The sequence below is a fragment of the Flavobacterium sp. LM4 genome (genome assembly GCF_002017935.1).
GTDB classification, from domain to species: domain Bacteria; phylum Bacteroidota; class Bacteroidia; order Flavobacteriales; family Flavobacteriaceae; genus Flavobacterium; species Flavobacterium chungangense.
Map to the genome: position 1 here is coordinate 356,978 of NZ_MUFW01000001.1, position 16,997 is coordinate 373,974.

The 16,997-nt window shown below is 32.7% G+C and carries 11 protein-coding genes; 6 read left to right on the plus strand and 5 right to left on the minus strand.

Annotated features, from left to right (window positions below; all coding sequences use genetic code 11):
• Window positions 1-19 precede the first annotated feature (19 nt).
• The gene (locus BXU10_RS01550) at window positions 20-2,431 is read right to left on the minus strand and encodes a prolyl oligopeptidase family serine peptidase (protein ID WP_078225820.1); all 2,412 of its coding nucleotides are present in this window, start codon (window positions 2,429-2,431) and stop codon (window positions 20-22) included.
• 262 nt (window positions 2,432-2,693) lie between these two features.
• On the opposite strand from BXU10_RS01550, the gene BXU10_RS01555 reads away from it, so the two are divergent.
• Together BXU10_RS01555 and BXU10_RS01560 are read left to right on the plus strand one after the other, a co-directional pair.
• Window positions 2,694-3,701 (plus strand): 3-oxoacyl-ACP synthase III family protein, encoded by a 1,008-nt coding sequence (locus BXU10_RS01555; RefSeq protein WP_078225821.1) that lies wholly within the window; start codon window positions 2,694-2,696, stop codon window positions 3,699-3,701.
• A gap of 90 nt (window positions 3,702-3,791) precedes the next feature.
• A complete protein-coding gene (locus BXU10_RS01560) occupies window positions 3,792-4,463 on the plus strand; it encodes a copper homeostasis protein CutC (protein ID WP_078225822.1) in 672 nt (223 codons plus the stop codon).
• Between the two features lie 93 nt (window positions 4,464-4,556).
• On the opposite strand, the gene BXU10_RS01565 is transcribed toward BXU10_RS01560, so the two are convergent.
• Window positions 4,557-6,953, minus strand: a complete 2,397-nt coding sequence (locus BXU10_RS01565) for a TonB-dependent receptor domain-containing protein (protein WP_078225823.1) — start codon at window positions 6,951-6,953, stop codon at window positions 4,557-4,559.
• A 285-nt stretch (window positions 6,954-7,238) separates the two neighbouring features.
• Between BXU10_RS01565 and argS the strand changes: the two genes are divergently transcribed.
• Entirely contained in the window at window positions 7,239-9,020 is a 1,782-nt protein-coding gene (argS, locus tag BXU10_RS01570) for an arginine--tRNA ligase (protein ID WP_078225824.1), read from the plus strand.
• 91 nt (window positions 9,021-9,111) lie between these two features.
• On the opposite strand, the gene BXU10_RS01575 is transcribed toward argS, so the two are convergent.
• A complete protein-coding gene (locus BXU10_RS01575; protein WP_078225825.1) occupies window positions 9,112-10,014 on the minus strand; it encodes a DUF6607 family protein in 903 nt (300 codons plus the stop codon).
• Between the two features lie 103 nt (window positions 10,015-10,117).
• Here BXU10_RS01575 and BXU10_RS01580 point away from each other — a divergent pair, with 103 nt between their 5' ends.
• From BXU10_RS01580 to BXU10_RS01590, 3 genes are all read left to right on the plus strand, one after another.
• Window positions 10,118-12,250 carry a TonB-dependent siderophore receptor gene (locus tag BXU10_RS01580; RefSeq protein WP_078225826.1) on the plus strand — a complete coding sequence of 711 codons (2,133 nt, stop codon included), beginning with the start codon at window positions 10,118-10,120 and terminating at the stop codon, window positions 12,248-12,250.
• A 17-nt stretch (window positions 12,251-12,267) separates the two neighbouring features.
• On the plus strand, window positions 12,268-13,707 hold the full coding sequence (locus BXU10_RS01585; protein ID WP_078225827.1) for an HmuY family protein: 1,440 nt from the start codon (window positions 12,268-12,270) through the stop codon (window positions 13,705-13,707).
• Between the two features lie 190 nt (window positions 13,708-13,897).
• Entirely contained in the window at window positions 13,898-15,466 is a 1,569-nt protein-coding gene (locus BXU10_RS01590) for a hypothetical protein (protein WP_123921937.1), read from the plus strand.
• A gap of 207 nt (window positions 15,467-15,673) precedes the next feature.
• On the opposite strand, the gene BXU10_RS01595 is transcribed toward BXU10_RS01590, so the two are convergent.
• Both BXU10_RS01595 and BXU10_RS01600 read right to left on the minus strand, forming a co-directional pair.
• Window positions 15,674-16,465, minus strand: a complete 792-nt coding sequence (locus BXU10_RS01595; protein ID WP_078225829.1) for a T9SS type A sorting domain-containing protein — start codon at window positions 16,463-16,465, stop codon at window positions 15,674-15,676.
• Between the two features lie 6 nt (window positions 16,466-16,471).
• Entirely contained in the window at window positions 16,472-16,987 is a 516-nt protein-coding gene (locus BXU10_RS01600; protein WP_078227877.1) for an ankyrin repeat domain-containing protein, read from the minus strand.
• Window positions 16,988-16,997: the final 10 nt, after the last annotated feature.

Below are 16,997 nucleotides of genomic sequence, written 5' to 3' on the forward strand. Positions count from 1 at the left end.
AATAGAAGACCAAATATCATTAGTTTTTTAAATATTTTTCCAGAAATTGATCCTGTTCCCAAAGTAAGTGCAGGATATTTTCTTTAGCAACATAACTGTGCGCTTCTTTTGGCAGAATTACCATCCTCGCAGGAGCGCCTAATCCTTTTAATGCCTGAAAATAGCGTTCAGTTTGTAAAGTGAAAGTTCCAGGATTATTATCTGCTTCTCCATGTACTAATAAAATAGGTGTTTTCATTTTGTCTGCATTCATAAAAGGAGACATCGTATTATAAACAGATGGAACTTCCCAGTAATTACGCTGTTCAGTCTGAAAACCAAAAGGAGTCAGAGTTCTGTTATACGCTCCGCTTCGTGCAATTCCGCAGGCAAAAAGATTAGAATGGGTTAATAAATTCGCTGTCATAAAAGCGCCATAAGAATGTCCGCCCACAGCAACTTTCTTGCGGTTAATATATCCTAATGCATCAACGGCATTTATTGCTGCTTCAGCATTATCAACTAATTGAGAAATAAAGTTGTCATTTGGTTCTGTTGTACCTTCTCCAATTATAGGAAAGGCAGCATCATCCAAAACAACATATCCTTTTGTTACCCAATATACAAATGAACCATAGTACGGAAAAGTAAATTCATTTGGGTTTTGACTTGTTTGTCCGGCACTGCTTTTATCTTTGTATTCTGCCGGATAAGCCCAGATTAATAAAGGCAATTTTTCTTTTTTGACTTTGTCATATCCTGCCGGCAGGTATAAAGTGCCTGATAATTCAACACCGTCTTTACGTTTGTATTTAATTACTTCTTTGCTGACATCTTTAATGCTTTCAAACGGGTTTTTAAAACTGGTAATTGGAGTCAGGGCGTTTTGTTTTTTGATATTTTTGAAATAATAATTTGGATAGTCATTTTTGGATTGGATCTGAACTAAAACTTTTCCGGTTTTAAAATCTTCAATTTCCAAAAGATCCTCTTTTTTATCTTTATAAGCAGAAGTATATAAACGTTTGGTTTGTAAAGTTTTTAGATTAAACTCATCGATAAAAGGAAATTGCCCGTCCTTGGTAAAACCTTCACCAATTCGATAAGCAGTATTATTCTCAATTGCTAATACATATTTGTTATAAGCATTTTTTCTGGTTTCAAAAATACCAGGGTCAGAATAGATGTCCTGCGAATTCCTGTCTGAAATTACCTTTGGCTGTTGATCCGGATTTGACGGATTTATGAGGTATGTTTTTGTATTTCGAGTATCATACCACTCATCAGAAACAATTGCTGTATGGTCATCACCCCAGGTAATATTGTTAAATCGTTGAGGTATTTTTAATAATGTATTGGCATCCTTTGTGAATGGTGCTTCCCATAAAAATAGTTCATCTCTAAAATCTGCTTTATTGGCAGGGTCGCCCTCGTCTAAAGCTACAACGTATGACAGAGTAGCTGGTTTGTCATTTCGCCATGCCATTTCTCTTTTTCCTTTTCTGACTGCCATGAAGCCTTTTGGTATAATTTCATTAAGCGGAACTTCGTTTACCACTTTTATCTCTACCCCGTTATTATCATAAACCACCGTTTTAGAAGGGAATCTGTTTAAGGGTACAACATACGAAAAAGGCTTTTGGATAGTGGTTAATAGTATGTAATTTCCATCAGGCGAAATTCGTTCTCCGGCATACATAGCAGCTGCTTTAAACAAGGTAGCAGTTCCGTTAAGATTGACTTTATATAATTCAGAAGTGATAATATTTTCAAAATTTATTTCATCATTTTGATTTTTTAACATATCAGGATAGGTTCTGTTTTGCGATTTTGTTCCTGATGTATTCGAAATAATAGGTCCAGTTGGCAAATCTTTTTTGGCATCAAGTAAAGGCTGTCTGTTTTTTGGAAGCATTTTAACCAAAATAGTTTCGCTGTCTAAAAACCAACTGAATGGATTTCCTAGATTTGCATTGACAATTCCCTCAGTAAGTTTTTTAGCTTTTGCTGAAGCAACATCCAAAACCCAAAGTTCAACTCCTGAATTTGTTGTATGAGAGAATAAAATTTTCTTATCGTTTGGAGACCAAAGAATATTACTTATTTTTGGATTGTCCGGCAAGCCCGAAACCTGTATTTCCTCTGTGTTATTTATTTTTCTTATTTTGAAATTGTTTATATAAGTTACAGTGCTGGAAATATTAGTGTTAGGGTTAATTCTTAAACCAGCCAGTCTCAGTTCATCCTGATTTAAATCATCTAAAGTTTTATAGGTGCTTCTATAGGATAAAAGCAAATATTCTTTTTTAGTATCCATAGATACACTAGGTGCTCTTTCGTAATCAGCCAGATCCAAAATTGATTTGGATGGTTTTTGATACATGAGGTTTTCTTGTGTAAAAGCAATAAAACTCACGTTTAAAAATAGAAGCAGGGTAATTTTTAATTTCATAATTTCAATTTTTGTGTTTAAAAATGAAGGATGTATTTTGTTAGTCTAAAATATCGTAATCTTGTTACATTTCTTGTGCTTTTTACTTCTTTTTTAAATTTATTAAACAAAACAAAATATAAAAAAAAGAGAAATTAAGATAATGAATAGTTTTAAGAAAGTATTGAATTGTTAATTGCGAAAAAAACAGTAATTTGTATACTTATGTTTTTAAGTATACTTAAATTTGTAGTCCAAATTTTTAACAAATAATAAAAAAAATATGTATCATTCAAAAATAACGGGCTTAGGATATTATGTTCCTTCAAATGTTGTGACAAACGATGAATTGTCTAAGATTATTGATACCAATGATGAGTGGATTCAGGAAAGAACAGGAATTCAGGAAAGAAGACATATTATTCGTGGAGAAGATACCACAACTTCGATGGGAGTAAAAGCGGCTAAAATAGCAATTGAGCGTTCTGGTGTTGCCAAAGAAGATATTGATTTTGTAGTTTTTGCTACATTAAGTCCGGATTATTATTTTCCTGGTCCCGGAGTTTTAGTGCAACGTGATTTAGGATTAAGAACTGTAGGAGCATTAGATGTTCGAAATCAATGTTCTGGTTTTGTGTATGCAATTTCTGTTGCGGATCAATATATTAAAACCGGAATGTATAAAAACATTTTGGTAATTGGTTCTGAGGTGCATTCAACAGGATTAGACATGACAACCCGTGGGCGTGGAGTTTCGGTTATTTTTGGAGATGGAGCAGGAGCGGCAGTCTTAAGCCGTGAAGAAGATTTAACGAAAGGAATTTTATCTACTCATTTGCATTCCGAAGGGCAGCATGCTGAAGAATTAGCTTTGCAGGCTCCGGGGATGGGTGCGCGCTGGGTAACAGATATTATTGCAGATAACGATCCTAATGACGAAAGTTACTATCCCTACATGAATGGTCAATTTGTGTTTAAAAATGCAGTTGTTCGTTTTGCAGAAGTTATTAATGAAGGTTTAGAAGCAAATGGTTTACAGGTGTCAGATATTGATATGCTGATTCCGCATCAGGCGAATTTGAGAATTTCACAGTTTATTCAAAATAAATTCAAATTATCAGATGATCAGGTTCACAACAATATCCAGAAATACGGTAATACAACCGCTGCGTCTATTCCAATTGCTTTGACAGAAGCCTGGGAACAAGGGAAAATTAAAGCAGGAGATACTGTTGTTTTAGCAGCCTTTGGAAGTGGATTTACGTGGGCAAGTGCAATTATCAAATGGTAATTAGTTTTCACAACCCTAAAATAGTAGAACCTGCTTTATTTGAAGCAGGTTTTTTTATAAATTTAGCGGGTAATAATTGTTTTTAAGAACATGAAAAAAAATCAACTCGAAATAGCATGTTTTAATTACGAATCAGCTTTGATTGCTCAGAATAATAGAGCTGATCGAATAGAGTTGTGCGAAAATATGCATCTTGGTGGTACAACACCTAATTATGTTTTGGCGGTAAAGGTTCGTGAAAAACTTTCTATAAATATGCACGTTATAATAAGACCCAGAGGTGGAGATTTTGTTTATTCAGATGAAGAAATTGTCGAAATGAAGCAAGACATAAAACAATTTAAGAAATTAGGTGTTGATGGTTTTGTTTTTGGAATTTTAAACGAAGACGGAAGTGTAAATAAAAAGAAAAATCAGGAATTAGTCAATTTAGCTCATCCTCTTTCCTGTACTTTTCATCGTGCTTTTGATGTGGTTAAAAATGTTGAGCAGTCTTTAGAAGATGTTATATATTGTGGTTTTAAAACCATTTTAACTTCCGGACAGCAAATAAATGTTGAAGAGGGAATTTTCAATTTAGAGAAAATTCAAAAATTAGCCAATTACAGAATTGAAATTATGCCTGGCGGAGGATTACGATCATCAAATATTAAATTATTGCAGGATAAATTAGAACCTACTTTTTATCATTCATCTGCCATTACAGATAATACAGAAACAGCAAATCCCGAAGAAATAAAAGAAATTCGAAATTTTTTATAAATGTTAATCAATAAAAAATGCCTGAAGTTGGCAAACTCCAGGCATTTTTCTACAAGTACTAATAAAAAAAAAATTCAAAATTAAAAAGTAGGACTAAAACATTCCGCCACCACCTTTATTAGTGTTATCTTCTCTTTGTTTACGTTGCAGGTTTTTAATTTTTCCACCTCCAAAATTATAGGTTAAACCTAAATAAACTGTTTGACTTTCCCATGTAAATTGTCCTGATTGCGGATAAGGATATTGGGTATCAAAAGCATATTTCATAGTGTTGAAAACATCATTAAAACGTAAGCTAATATTCATTTTGTTGTCTAATAATGTGTAACGTGACCCTATATCCATTTTGTACATTTCATGACTGTTATTTTGAACTCCATCAACAGCCCCTCTGTAAAAACCGAACAATAAGAAACTTAAACGTTTATTTGCTTTAAAGTTAGAGTTCATGCGTCCGTTGAATGCTGCAACTGTAACCGGATTGTTTTTTGATGTTCCATTTGCTAAAAACACAACGCCATCCTGATCTATGCTTGAAAAATCGATAGACGGCTGGATATCCCACCATTTTGTAATTTTATAATTTAAAGAAACTTCAAAACCATATGCTGTATTGTGATCATAGTTGGCAAACGTTAAAATTTGTTTATTCCCGTTTAAATCTGATGGATCCGGACGTAAAATTCTGCCAATCTGATCATTGATGCTTCTAACAAAAACACCTGTAGTAAAACTGCCTTTTTCGAAGGTTTTAGTATAATTTACTTCAACAGAATTAGTAAACTGAGGTCTTAGTTCCTGATTCCCAAATGAAGTAACCAACGGAGTAGAAAACTCACGAATAGGTTTTGTCTGTTCTAAACTCGGACGGTCAACACGACGGCTGTAGCTAAGTTGCAAAGTGTTTTTCTCATTTAAATTATATGTTAAATAAGCTGATGGATATAAAGTAATATAATCATCATCAAACTTTTTCGAACCATTATTTAAATTAGCTGCCACATTATAGCTTTCAAAACGAGCTCCTAATTGGTAACTTAATTTTTTAAATTTCTGTCCAAATGTTAAATAAGCAGAATAAATATCGGTATCATAAGTATAATTAACAACTTTGTCAGTAACTATAGGATTGTTGGTTGTATAGTTATTTTCAGTACGGGTTATTCTGGCTTCTGCACCCGCTTCAAGGGTCGTCTTTTCGTTTAACGGATTTACATAATCAACATTAAAAGTGCTTAATTTTCGTTTATCATTTATGAAATCATTGTAAACAATATTGTTGGATGTATTATCCGTTTTTGTTGTTTCAGTATCAAAAGCCGCATTTTGAGTTTCTTTTGTATCACTATAATTTCCTTCAAAATCTAATGTATGACCTTCTTTTTTGAAGATGTGTTTGTAAGCTAAATTATATGTACCAGTTTTGTTTGGTCCCTGATATCTTGATTTTTGATACATATTTAAAATGTTATCCGCTGAATTAACATAATCAATATTAGTATTTACAAAGCCAAGTCCTGTTGCTTTATTTTGGGTGGTGTAAAAAGATAGAGTATTATGATCATTAATTAAATAATCCATCCCCACTTTGTACAAGTAGGACTCGTCTTCGTTTGAAATGTCTAAATCCTGTGTAATACTCTTGTCTGTTTTTTTGATAAATCCATCGTTAAAATGTGTTCCAAAGTTATTACCTGCATTCCCAAAGAAGTTTACTTTTCCGGTCTTATAATTCAAATCTAATGACTGATTGTATTTTGCAGTTTGTCCGAAGGTGATACCCCCGCTGTAAGTTCCGTTAAAACCGGTATTCGCATTTTTGTGCAAAACAATATTAATGATTCCTGACATCCCTTCCGGATTGTATTTTGCACTCGGATTAGTAATCAATTCAATTTTTTTAATCGAAGTTGACGGAATCTGTTTCAGTAATTGAGCCGGATCAAGATTTGTTGGTCTTCCGTCAATTAATACACGTACATTCTCATTTCCACGAAGTGAAAGCTTTCCGTCCTGATCTACGTTTACAGAAGGAATATTATTCATGATATCAGATGCCGAAGCTCCTGCAGTTGTCAGGTCTTTACCAACATTGATCACTTTACGGTCAATTTTTTGTTCAATTGTAGAACGTTCAGCAACAACATTAACGCCTTTGAGCTGAGTCGCTTCTTCTTCAAGAGATACATTAAAAGTAGCCGTTTTTTTATTGTCGCTTAAAATTACAGATCCAATATATTTTCTAAAACCAATATACTGAATTTCGATTGTGTAACTTTTTAGAGGAAGGTTTTTAATTGTAAAATCTCCGTTGTCATCTGTGTTTACCCCTGATACCACTTTTCCATTGTCTTTAATCGAAACTGTAGCATAAGAAATGGGAGCCTTATTGGATTTTTCAATAATTTTCCCGGAAACCGTTCCTGTATTCTGGGCCTGTGCTGCTGCAATAAAACTGAATAATGCAAACAGAAAGAATTTTAATTTCATAATTTGATAATTGATTATTTTGATTTGATTGATGATTGATTGTATTCAAATTTCCTAATAAGACATTTTTACTAACAATTTGTTACAAGAAATTAATAAGAAAAAATTAGTATTTTCTTAGATGTTCTGTTTTGTAAGGGATTAGTGGTTTTTTTTTGATGATTTTAACAATTATAACAAGTCTGTTTTTGAGAATTTCTAATTATTCTTTGGTATTTAATATGTTTTTCGTTTTCTCTAATTGATGAATAAGCAGTATATTTGCTCACTTTAAAATAAGTTTACATGTCATTATCACAAATTCTTACTCCTTCTATACAAAGCGCTATTCAGGCATTATTTGATGTTACTGTTGATAAAATCGAATTCCAGACTACCAGAAAAGAGTTTGAGGGAGATATTACCATGGTAATTTTTCCTTTATTGAAATTGACTAAAAGCAATCCTGTAGAATTAGGAAATAAAATTGGAGATTATCTGGTTGAAAATGTGGCTGAAGTTGCAAGATTCAATGTTGTTTCCGGTTTCCTTAATATCGTAATTGCAGATCGCTATTATTTGAATTTCTTTAATGAAATAAAAGACAATACTAAATTTGGTTTCATAACTCCAAACCCTGAAGATAAGGCGGTAATGGTCGAATATTCTTCGCCAAATACCAATAAACCTTTGCACTTAGGTCACGTTCGTAATAATTTGCTGGGATATTCTGTGGCTGAAATTATTAAAGCTTCGGGTAAAAAAGTATATAAAACACAAATCATCAACGATCGCGGAATTCATATTTGCAAATCGATGCTGGCCTGGGAAAAATTTGGAAATGGAGAAACTCCGGAAAGTTCAAATTTGAAGGGAGATAAACTAGTTGGTAAATATTATGTTGAGTTTGATAAAGCCTATAAAGGTGAAATCAATAAATTAATAGAAACCGGTAAAACGGAAGAAGAAGCTAAAAAACAAGCCCCAATTATTCTTGAAGCACAAGATATGCTTAAGAAATGGGAAGCCGGAGATGAAAAAGTAATTGCACTTTGGAAAAAAATGAACCAGTGGGTTTATGACGGTTTTGCTGTAACATACACCAATCTTGGAGTTGATTTTGATAAATATTACTATGAAAGCAATACGTATTTATTAGGAAAAGATGTTGTTCAGGTGGGACTTGACAGAGGAGTTTTCGAAAAAGATCCTGACGGTTCAGTATGGATTGATTTGACAGACGAAGGTTTAGACCGTAAAATTGTACTGCGTTCTGACGGAACTGCGGTTTACATGACACAGGATATCGGAACTGCAATTCAGCGTGTAAAAGACATGCCGGATGTTGGTGGAATGGTTTACACCGTAGGTAACGAGCAGGATTACCATTTTAAAGTATTATTCTTAATTCTGAAAAAGTTAGGTTTTGACTGGGCTTCAAGCTTATATCATTTATCATATGGAATGGTTGATTTGCCATCCGGAAAAATGAAAAGCCGTGAAGGAACTGTTGTAGATGCTGATGATTTGATGCATGATATGACGGCAACAGCAAAACAAATTTCTGAAGATTTAGGAAAACTGGAAAGTTATTCTGCTGAAGAAAAAGCTAAATTGTACAAAACAATTGGGCTAGGAGCTTTAAAATATTACATTTTAAAAGTAGATCCAAAAAAACGTATTTTATTTAATCCGGAAGAATCTGTAGATTTTGCCGGAAATACGGGTCCGTTTATTCAATATACGTATGCGCGAATTCAATCGATCATTCGCAAAGCTGATTTTGACTACAATGTCACACTGAGCGGAGTCGAAGTGATTCACGAAAAAGAAAAAGAACTGGTAAAACAAATCGAACTTTTTCCTGAAGTAATTCAAAATGCGGCACAAAACCATAGCCCGGCTTTGATTGCGAATTATACCTATGATTTGGTAAAAGAGTATAATTCATTCTATCAATCAGTACATATTTTGGGAGAGGTTGATTTGATTAAAAAGATTTTCAGGGTACAGCTTTCGAAAAAAGTAGGTGAAGTTATTAAATCTGCTTTTGCGTTATTAGGAATTGAAGTTCCTGAGAGAATGTAAATTGTTCTTTAATGATTTTTGAATCAAACAACAACAAAAAGAGCCGATAGTTTAGGACTATCGGCTTTTTTACAACTAACACAAACATTTTTTATTTTACGAACTTTTGAATGATGGCATCCGTTTCTGCTTTTGTTGCATTTGGTTTCAAATCAAACAAAAGAGAATAAAGCGCTTTTTTCTCTACTTTGGCTTCTAGGCTTAAGTCCTGGTGTCTGTCAAAAAGAGTTTGCCATTTATCACGAACATTTTTCCAGAGTGCATTATTTGCTGCCCACCATTTTTGACCGGCAATACATTTAATATCCGGAACTTTGGTATAAACGTCCATTCCTTTTTCTTGCGCTAATAGAACATCTTTTCCGCTGTCATCTCTGATCAGTTTATCATTGTCCTGTTCATGGTTCCATCCGGTAGCAGTAATTTCATGAATGTTTCTTCTTTTTAAAACATTATAATCATTACGTTTTGTGTGTTCTCTTCTTGGCAATGGGGCATCTGTTACATTTGCCCAGTAATTATGACCGTCAACATGTACCCAGGTTGCAGACCCTTCGTATCTTGGGCTGTCGTCTACCTGATATACTTTTTGAGTCCATTGTCCTTTTACAGCTTTTTTATCCAGTTTTTTATACTTCCAGGATGTGTTTTTATCGAACAGATATAAATCCGTGTTTTCATACAGCCAGTCTTGTCTCCAATGCTTGATGATCATATCGTCACTTACAATTAATAAATGCTGCATGACAATTTTATTTGGTGTGTCCTCAACCAATTCCACCCATTCTAAAGCAGATTCGTGCTTTGTCTGTGAAGGTTTATAAGAAGCTGAATCCTTTGCATATTGAAACGTTTCTGCAAAATTAAATTTCACTTCATAACAACCACACATCGATTTGATTGATTTAATGTCTTGCTGTTTTTTATCCTGACTGAAACCAAGACCGCAAGTTAAAGCCATAACGGCTGATAAGTAGAGGCTTTTTGTAATCATACTATTTAGAGGTTTAAATTTTTTTGGCAAATATATAAACTTTATTTAGAATAAATAAAAATAATTATATATTTGCAGGGATTATTAAGACTTAATAAAAATAATGAAAATTAAAATTACCTTTTTTACTGGATTACTTTTTTGTCAAATTTCTTTTTCTCAGGAAAAGCAGAAGGATACAATTACATCCAAAGAAGAGTTGTCTGGAGTAGTTGTTACAGCGCAGTTTGAGCCGCAATCTGTAAAGAAATCTGTTTATGATGTTACCGTAATTTCAAGAAAAGATATTGACCAACAAGCAGCAAATAATCTTGCAGATCTTCTTAATCAATATTTGAATATTACCATTACTCCAAGCTCAGGAACAGGCAGATCTACAGTATCTATGTTTGGTTTAAATGGTGAATATTTTAAAATTTTAGTTGATAATATTCCTTTAGTAAGTGATACTAGTTTAGGTAATAGTGTTGATTTAACGCAGATAAATCTTGATGATATAGAGCAAATCGAAATCATTGAAGGCTCAATGGGAGTTACAAATGGAGCAAATGCCGTAACAGGAATTCTTAATATAATTACTAAAAAATCTTCACGATATAAATGGGAAATAGACACAACACTTCAAGAAGAGACCGTGGGTGAAGAATATGCCGCTTTTAATAAAGGACGACATATACAGTCTTTAAAAGTTGCACATACTCTTAATGATAATTGGTTTGTTTCTGCAGGACTCAATAGAAATGATTTTGATGGTTATCTTGATAATAGAAAAGGAAAAGATTATAATAATACTGACCTACAAAGAGGATATACTTGGTTGCCAAAGCTACAATACATTGGTAATGGAATGTTGAGTTATAGAAAGAACGATTTTAGAGTCTTCTATAAATTTGATTATTTAAATGAAAATATTGACTACTACAATCCAGTTGTTATTGTTACGACAAACCCTCCTTTTGGGGATATCCGTTACTCAGAAGATAAACGTTATTTGACAGAGCGGATCGTCAATAATTTAAATTTTTATGGCAAGTTAGCTTCTCAATATATCTATAATGTCTCATTTTCTCAACAAAAACAAACGCGATCTACAGAATCCTTTGAATATAATTTGAGTCTAAGACAAGAATCGAAAGAGAGAAAAGAAAAGAATCAATCAACAGAACTTTTATACTCTACAGGTACATTAGGTAATTTTTTTCCTGGCAAATCTTTTGATTTTCAATTAGGATATGAATATGTTAATAATTTAGGATTTGCAGTAGTTAACGGCGAAAATCAGTCATTTGTACCAATCGAAAAAAGATTTGAAAATTATGATGTTTTCCTTTCATCAGAAATTAAAGCTACAAAGAGTTTTTCCATTAGACCCGGAGTAAGATATTCATTCCAAAATAGTTTTGATAATCAGTACGCAGCATCTTTAGGTCTTTTCTATTTATTTGATAAAGGTATTGAAGTTCGAGGATCGGTGGGGAGAGGATTTCGTACACCTGACTTCGAGGAATTATATTCAAAAATTAAATTTTCCGGACATCAATTTTATGGTAATGAAAATTTAATTCCTGAGACAAGTGTATCTTATGATTTCAGTATTAAAAAAATGACATCATTAAAATCAGGATTAATGCTTTCTAATAATTTATCCGCTTCTTATTTGAATGTAAAAGATAAAATTGATATGGCATTTGTTGGATTTGAAACGGGTACTACAGATCCAATATACCAATACATAAATATTAGTGGTTATCAAATGTGGAATGCCGCTGTAACGAATCAACTGAATTATAAAAATTTGACTTTTAATCTTGGAGCTTCTTTAGTCGGAATTTCACAAGAAATACAAAATGGTGAAAGCGTTTCTGATGATAAATTTTTATGCGCCCTACAAATTAATAGTAATGTAACCTACAACTTAGCAAAGTATAACACCTTGTTTGCAGTTTACTATAAGTTTAATGGAAAAAGACAACAATTTCAGCAAGTTACTGAAGGAGGTGAAAATGTTTTTAAGCTTTCAGAATTAGATCCATATAGTTTCCTGGAAGGCTCTGTCAGAACATCTTTTTTTAAAAAGAAATTTGATGTCACATTTGGTGCCAGAAATATTTTAGATGTAACCAATATTCAGCAAAGTATAGCATCTGGAGCAGATGCACATACGGCTTCAAATAATATTCTTTTAGGATATGGTAGGTCTTATTATCTAAAACTAACATATAATCTTAATCTTTAATTTAATAAATATTCAAAATGAAAAAAAGTGCTCTTTTTATTCTTTCATTTATACTTGTTGGTATTGCAGCTTGTAATAATGATGATAATGTTGTAGATAATTCTAATGCGGCGGCATTTGTTAATACTGCTTCAAATCTTACAGAAGCAGAAACAGAAGTAAAAGTTGTATTTGCTAAGCCAACTACATCTGCAGGTACAGTTACTTTAAATGTAGTGCCAACAGCATTGGTTTATGGCACAGATTTTACAACTTCTCCTGCAGTTGCAAGTGGGAAATTAGTATTGCCTTATACAGCAAACGTAAGTTCAGTGTCTTTTAGTTTTAAGAAATTAATTGATGCAATAGAAGGCGAGGTTAAAAATGTAAAGTTTACTATTGCTTTAGTTTCAGATACAGATGTAATTGTAGATGCGGCAACGAGTTCAGCACAACTTAATTTCAACGAAACGGCTGTTGTAAGTAAATCGTTGTCTCCTGAAAATGGAGGAAATACAGTTCCAAATCAAGTATTTATTGATTTAAGTTCTGGTGCAATGACAAAAGTTGTTAGAACTAGTTGGGATTTAGGTTTTTATGCAGGAACTGAATTCCGTGTGATTTCAAACGGAGCTATCAATAAATTTGCTGTAAAACAGTTGAATACTACTAACATTGATGAAGTACAAGTTGAGGATCTAAATGTAACAACAGGTAATTTTGATGCAACTACAGTAAATTATATAGATAATCCTTACGGAAATTTAGCTCCAATTTCAGGAGTTGAAGGAAGTAAAGGTACGGCAATTGCTGAGGTCTCTTCTAACGATGCAAATAACAAAGTTTACTTGGTGAACTTAGGACAAGAAATTTCTACTATTCCTGGAACAGGAACTGGCGTTGCTCTTACCGGAGTAGCAAGAGGGTGGAAAAAAATTAGAATATTAAGAGATGGGACTAATTACAAATTACAATATGCTGATTTAAATGCAACAACTCATAACGAGATTACTATCGCTAAAGATGCTGCATATAATTTTACTTTTTTTAGTTTAAGCACTAAATCAATAGTTAAAGTTGAGCCTGTAAAAGAAAAATGGGATTTGAATATAACTGCTTTCACAGGAGAAACTTTCTATCAAGATGGTTCGTCAGCAGGTGCATATTATTTTCCAGATTATGCAATTACTAACACAAAAGTTGGAACAAAAGCATTTCAGGTGTTAACATCTGAAGTGTCTTATGAGAATTTCACTTTAGCTAATGTAGTTCAATCTAAATTTGAGACAGAATTAGCAAAGGATCAAAGAGTAATTGGTGGAAATTGGAGAGCGACACAGCCTTTATCATTTAGAACAGATCGTTTTTATGTAATAAAAGATGTTGCAGGAAATGTTTATAAATTAAAATTCACTGCCATGTTGAGTGCAGCAGGGGAAAGAGGTAATGTATCATTTCAATATGCTATCTTGAAATAAAAAATAATATTTATTAACCTCGAATATTATTATTCGAGGTTATTTTTTAATCAATAATAAATTTTAACATGAAGAAATTTAATTTTGTTGTGCTCTAAATTTTATTTTAAGCTTTCGTTTCATAAATAGAAGTCTAAAATAAATTTTTGAAACAGATAAGAATAATTTTCTTGTTTAATCAATCATGATTATGAAAATAAAATTACGATTATCAATTTTTGTATTATTAATGGGGCTGTTTGCTATTTCTGGCTATTCTCAAAACCAACAAATGATTTCAATAAGCAATTTAAAATATACAAATGGTAGTGCAATACCAACAGGAACACCAATTCAAATTGCTGAGGGAGGCACTGTTTCTGTAACGTTTGATTTAGGAATCAATAACCCTGGTTTTGCACTAATACAAGGCGGAACGTTATCGGTTTATAGTAAATTAAATAGCAATACAAATTTACAACATGTCTCAATTTTCTATGGTCAAAATGCTATATCAGGATCTGTGAGCAGACAATGCACAATAGAGTTAAAATCCAGCCATTTCCCTTCTGGTTCAGGATCTATATATGCACAATTTTCACCGGTAAATAATAGTCCCATTTTGGGAACAAGTGTAAATGTAAAAACAGTTCCATTAATAACTAGTAACTATATTATAGGAAACCAAACAGTCTACGAAGGAGATCCTGTAGGTTCTATAAACGGACCAACTCCAAACGGTGGAAATGGATTATATGCTTATTCATGGCAGCAAAAAATTGGAAGCGTAGGTGCATGGACAACTATACCAGGAGCAAGTGGAGTTACTTTTAAACCTACAAATGTTTCAGTTTCTACAATATCTTACAGAAGAATTGTTACTTCATTATTTGGTACACTTACTAGCACAAGTAATGAAATAACAGTTACCATATTGCCTAATACACCAATAGAAAATAATACAATTACTTTATCAGGTTCAGAAATACAAGGAAGTACACCTACAGGCGGAATAGGTTCATTTACTTATAGCTGGTATGCTTATGTACTAGAAGGAGAAGATCCAGTACTAATTCAACAAACGACTAAAGATTGTAGTATACCAGCCAGTATTTATCAATTTATGGAAAACATAGGAGTAGCTCAGGCTTCAATTATAAGACAAGTAAAATCAGGTAATAAATTTTCTAATAGTAACGTTGTGACAATTTATCCTTCTCAACCTATTCAAAATAATATAATTACTTTGTCGGGGAATGACATTATAGGAAGTTTGCCAACAGGAGGAACAGGAACTTTTAGATATGAATATTATTCCTATCTTGAACTTCCCGATGGTGAAATCGAAGGACCAAGTATGATGCCAGGGAGTGAGCAAAATTATGCAGGACCAATTCAGAGTTATCTAAATATTAAATATTACAGAAGAGTTATTTCAGGAAATAAGTCTTCTTACAGTAATATAATTACAGCTCCAATAATTCAAAGTTCTGCAAATAAAACATCTCTTACGGAAAATATTGATTCAGACTTAGCAGTTTATCCAAACCCAACATCAGAATCAATAAACTTCTCAACCACTTTTTCTACAGAGAAAGATATAGAAATTATTGTCTATTCTGAAAGTCTGCCTAATACAAAATCTGTTTTTAAAGGGCGTGTTATTCCAAATCAGATTGTAAGTTGGAATATTCCTTCAAATTATTTGAAAGGGATTTATTTTTATAAAATTGTATCAGACAATAAAGAATTTAAAACTGGAAAATTTATTTACAGATAAAAATATTTTCAATTAGTTAATAACTTGGTTTTTTTTATTTTTTTTTTGATAAAGAGGTTAGAATTTTTCTAGCCTCTTTTTTTGGTTTTAAAAACTTCGATTAAAATATTAAACAGGGGTACAAAAAAAGCGTCAAACTATTCTTGGAGTTAAATAGTTTTGACGCTTTATTCTAACAATTAATTTGGCTGTTTGACAGCCTTCCAACTATTTAATAATTATTTTTTTCCAGGTTTTTTCCTGATCGTTTTGCAATTCTATTAGGTAAATTCCCGATTGCAAGTTTTTCAATGACACTTCAACAGTATTAGATTTATCTTTTACTTCAATAGTTTGAATTAGTGTTCCTATTAAAGAGTATACATTTATTTGATCTAAACCTGTTTTTGTTTCAATAGTGAAATTTCCGTTTGATGGATTTGGTGAAATAGAAGAAGCTTTCAAACCAAAATCATCTACACCTAAAGTAGTAGATAAAGGTCTATCAATACCATATCCTCGATTTCCTCCGTGATTTCCCAATCCATATCCTGCATTACTTCTTCTAGCCCAGGCAAAATCAATAGAGGTGTTAGCATAATTGAAGGTGTAATCATTTGCGTCTCCGGTTGAAAAATTTCGTTCTGCCGTTATCGTTCTAATTGCAGGAGATGAAGCAGAGGTTCCTGTGTCAGAAATTATTGTCCAGCTTTGTGATGCATCCGTACTTGGAGGGTCACCATATCCGGTTTGTCTAGCATCGATTAATGTAGTATTATTAGCATATACTAAATCGTGTCCATCAGTCATACCCTGGCCAGCTGCAAAACTTCCGAATTCCAATCCAAACCATCTGTCAGAGGGCCCGGTAAGTTTTAGTGTTGCTTTTTGAGTAGTGTTGTTTAAGGTTAAATTTGCTGTTACACCACTAGTTCCAAAAGTAACATCTCCGGTAGATTTTTGCTGGGCAAAACTGCTCAGGCTGATTGCTAAAAGTGTTAAAAGAGTAATTTTTTTCATAATCGATTATTTTAAAAGGTTAATGATGGTTTCGTTTTGAGAAAAAACAGCATATTCAAATGCTGTTTTTCCTTGATTATCTTTAATTGTTTTATCAGCTTTATACTCTAAAAGCAATTTTACTAATTCAGTATTCTTAAATTGAACTGCTAGTGACAATGCTGTGATTCCGTTTGTATCTGTTGCATTTGGATTTGCTTTTTTCTCTAACAATAATTTTACTAATTGTGGCTGGTTTTTATACGTTGCCGCCATTAGAGCCGTTCCCATATCAGAGTTGTAGTTAATGTTTTTTACATTTTCTATCAGAAATTTGGCAACTTCAATATTTCCTCTGTAACAAGCCAGTATCAACGGACTTGTTTTATTTTCGTTAAGCGAATTGATTAAATCCGGGTTTGATTTGTTGAGGTTTTGAATCTCTGTTAAAGTTCCGCTTCGGGCAATATCAAATACATTTTTTTCTTGTGCCGTAGAGATATAGAAGCATAATAAAGCAGTCAATACTAATAACTTTTTCATAGTAAAATCA

What these genes read in the sequence shown, in the direction of transcription:
- BXU10_RS01600 (WP_078227877.1), bottom strand. Translation starts at nt 16,987, where the DNA reads ATGAAAAAGTTATTAGTATTGACTGCTTTATTATGCTTCTATATCTCT.
- BXU10_RS01575 (WP_078225825.1), bottom strand. Translation starts at nt 10,014, where the DNA reads ATGATTACAAAAAGCCTCTACTTATCAGCCGTTATGGCTTTAACTTGC.
- BXU10_RS01560 (WP_078225822.1), top strand. Translation starts at nt 3,792, where the DNA reads ATGAAAAAAAATCAACTCGAAATAGCATGTTTTAATTACGAATCAGCT.
- BXU10_RS01565 (WP_078225823.1), bottom strand. Translation starts at nt 6,953, where the DNA reads ATGAAATTAAAATTCTTTCTGTTTGCATTATTCAGTTTTATTGCAGCA.
- argS (WP_078225824.1), top strand. Translation starts at nt 7,239, where the DNA reads ATGTCATTATCACAAATTCTTACTCCTTCTATACAAAGCGCTATTCAG.
- BXU10_RS01550 (WP_078225820.1), bottom strand. Translation starts at nt 2,431, where the DNA reads ATGAAATTAAAAATTACCCTGCTTCTATTTTTAAACGTGAGTTTTATT.
- BXU10_RS01555 (WP_078225821.1), top strand. Translation starts at nt 2,694, where the DNA reads ATGTATCATTCAAAAATAACGGGCTTAGGATATTATGTTCCTTCAAAT.
- BXU10_RS01580 (WP_078225826.1), top strand. Translation starts at nt 10,118, where the DNA reads ATGAAAATTAAAATTACCTTTTTTACTGGATTACTTTTTTGTCAAATT.
- BXU10_RS01585 (WP_078225827.1), top strand. Translation starts at nt 12,268, where the DNA reads ATGAAAAAAAGTGCTCTTTTTATTCTTTCATTTATACTTGTTGGTATT.
- BXU10_RS01595 (WP_078225829.1), bottom strand. Translation starts at nt 16,465, where the DNA reads ATGAAAAAAATTACTCTTTTAACACTTTTAGCAATCAGCCTGAGCAGT.
- BXU10_RS01590 (WP_123921937.1), top strand. Translation starts at nt 13,898, where the DNA reads ATGAAAATAAAATTACGATTATCAATTTTTGTATTATTAATGGGGCTG.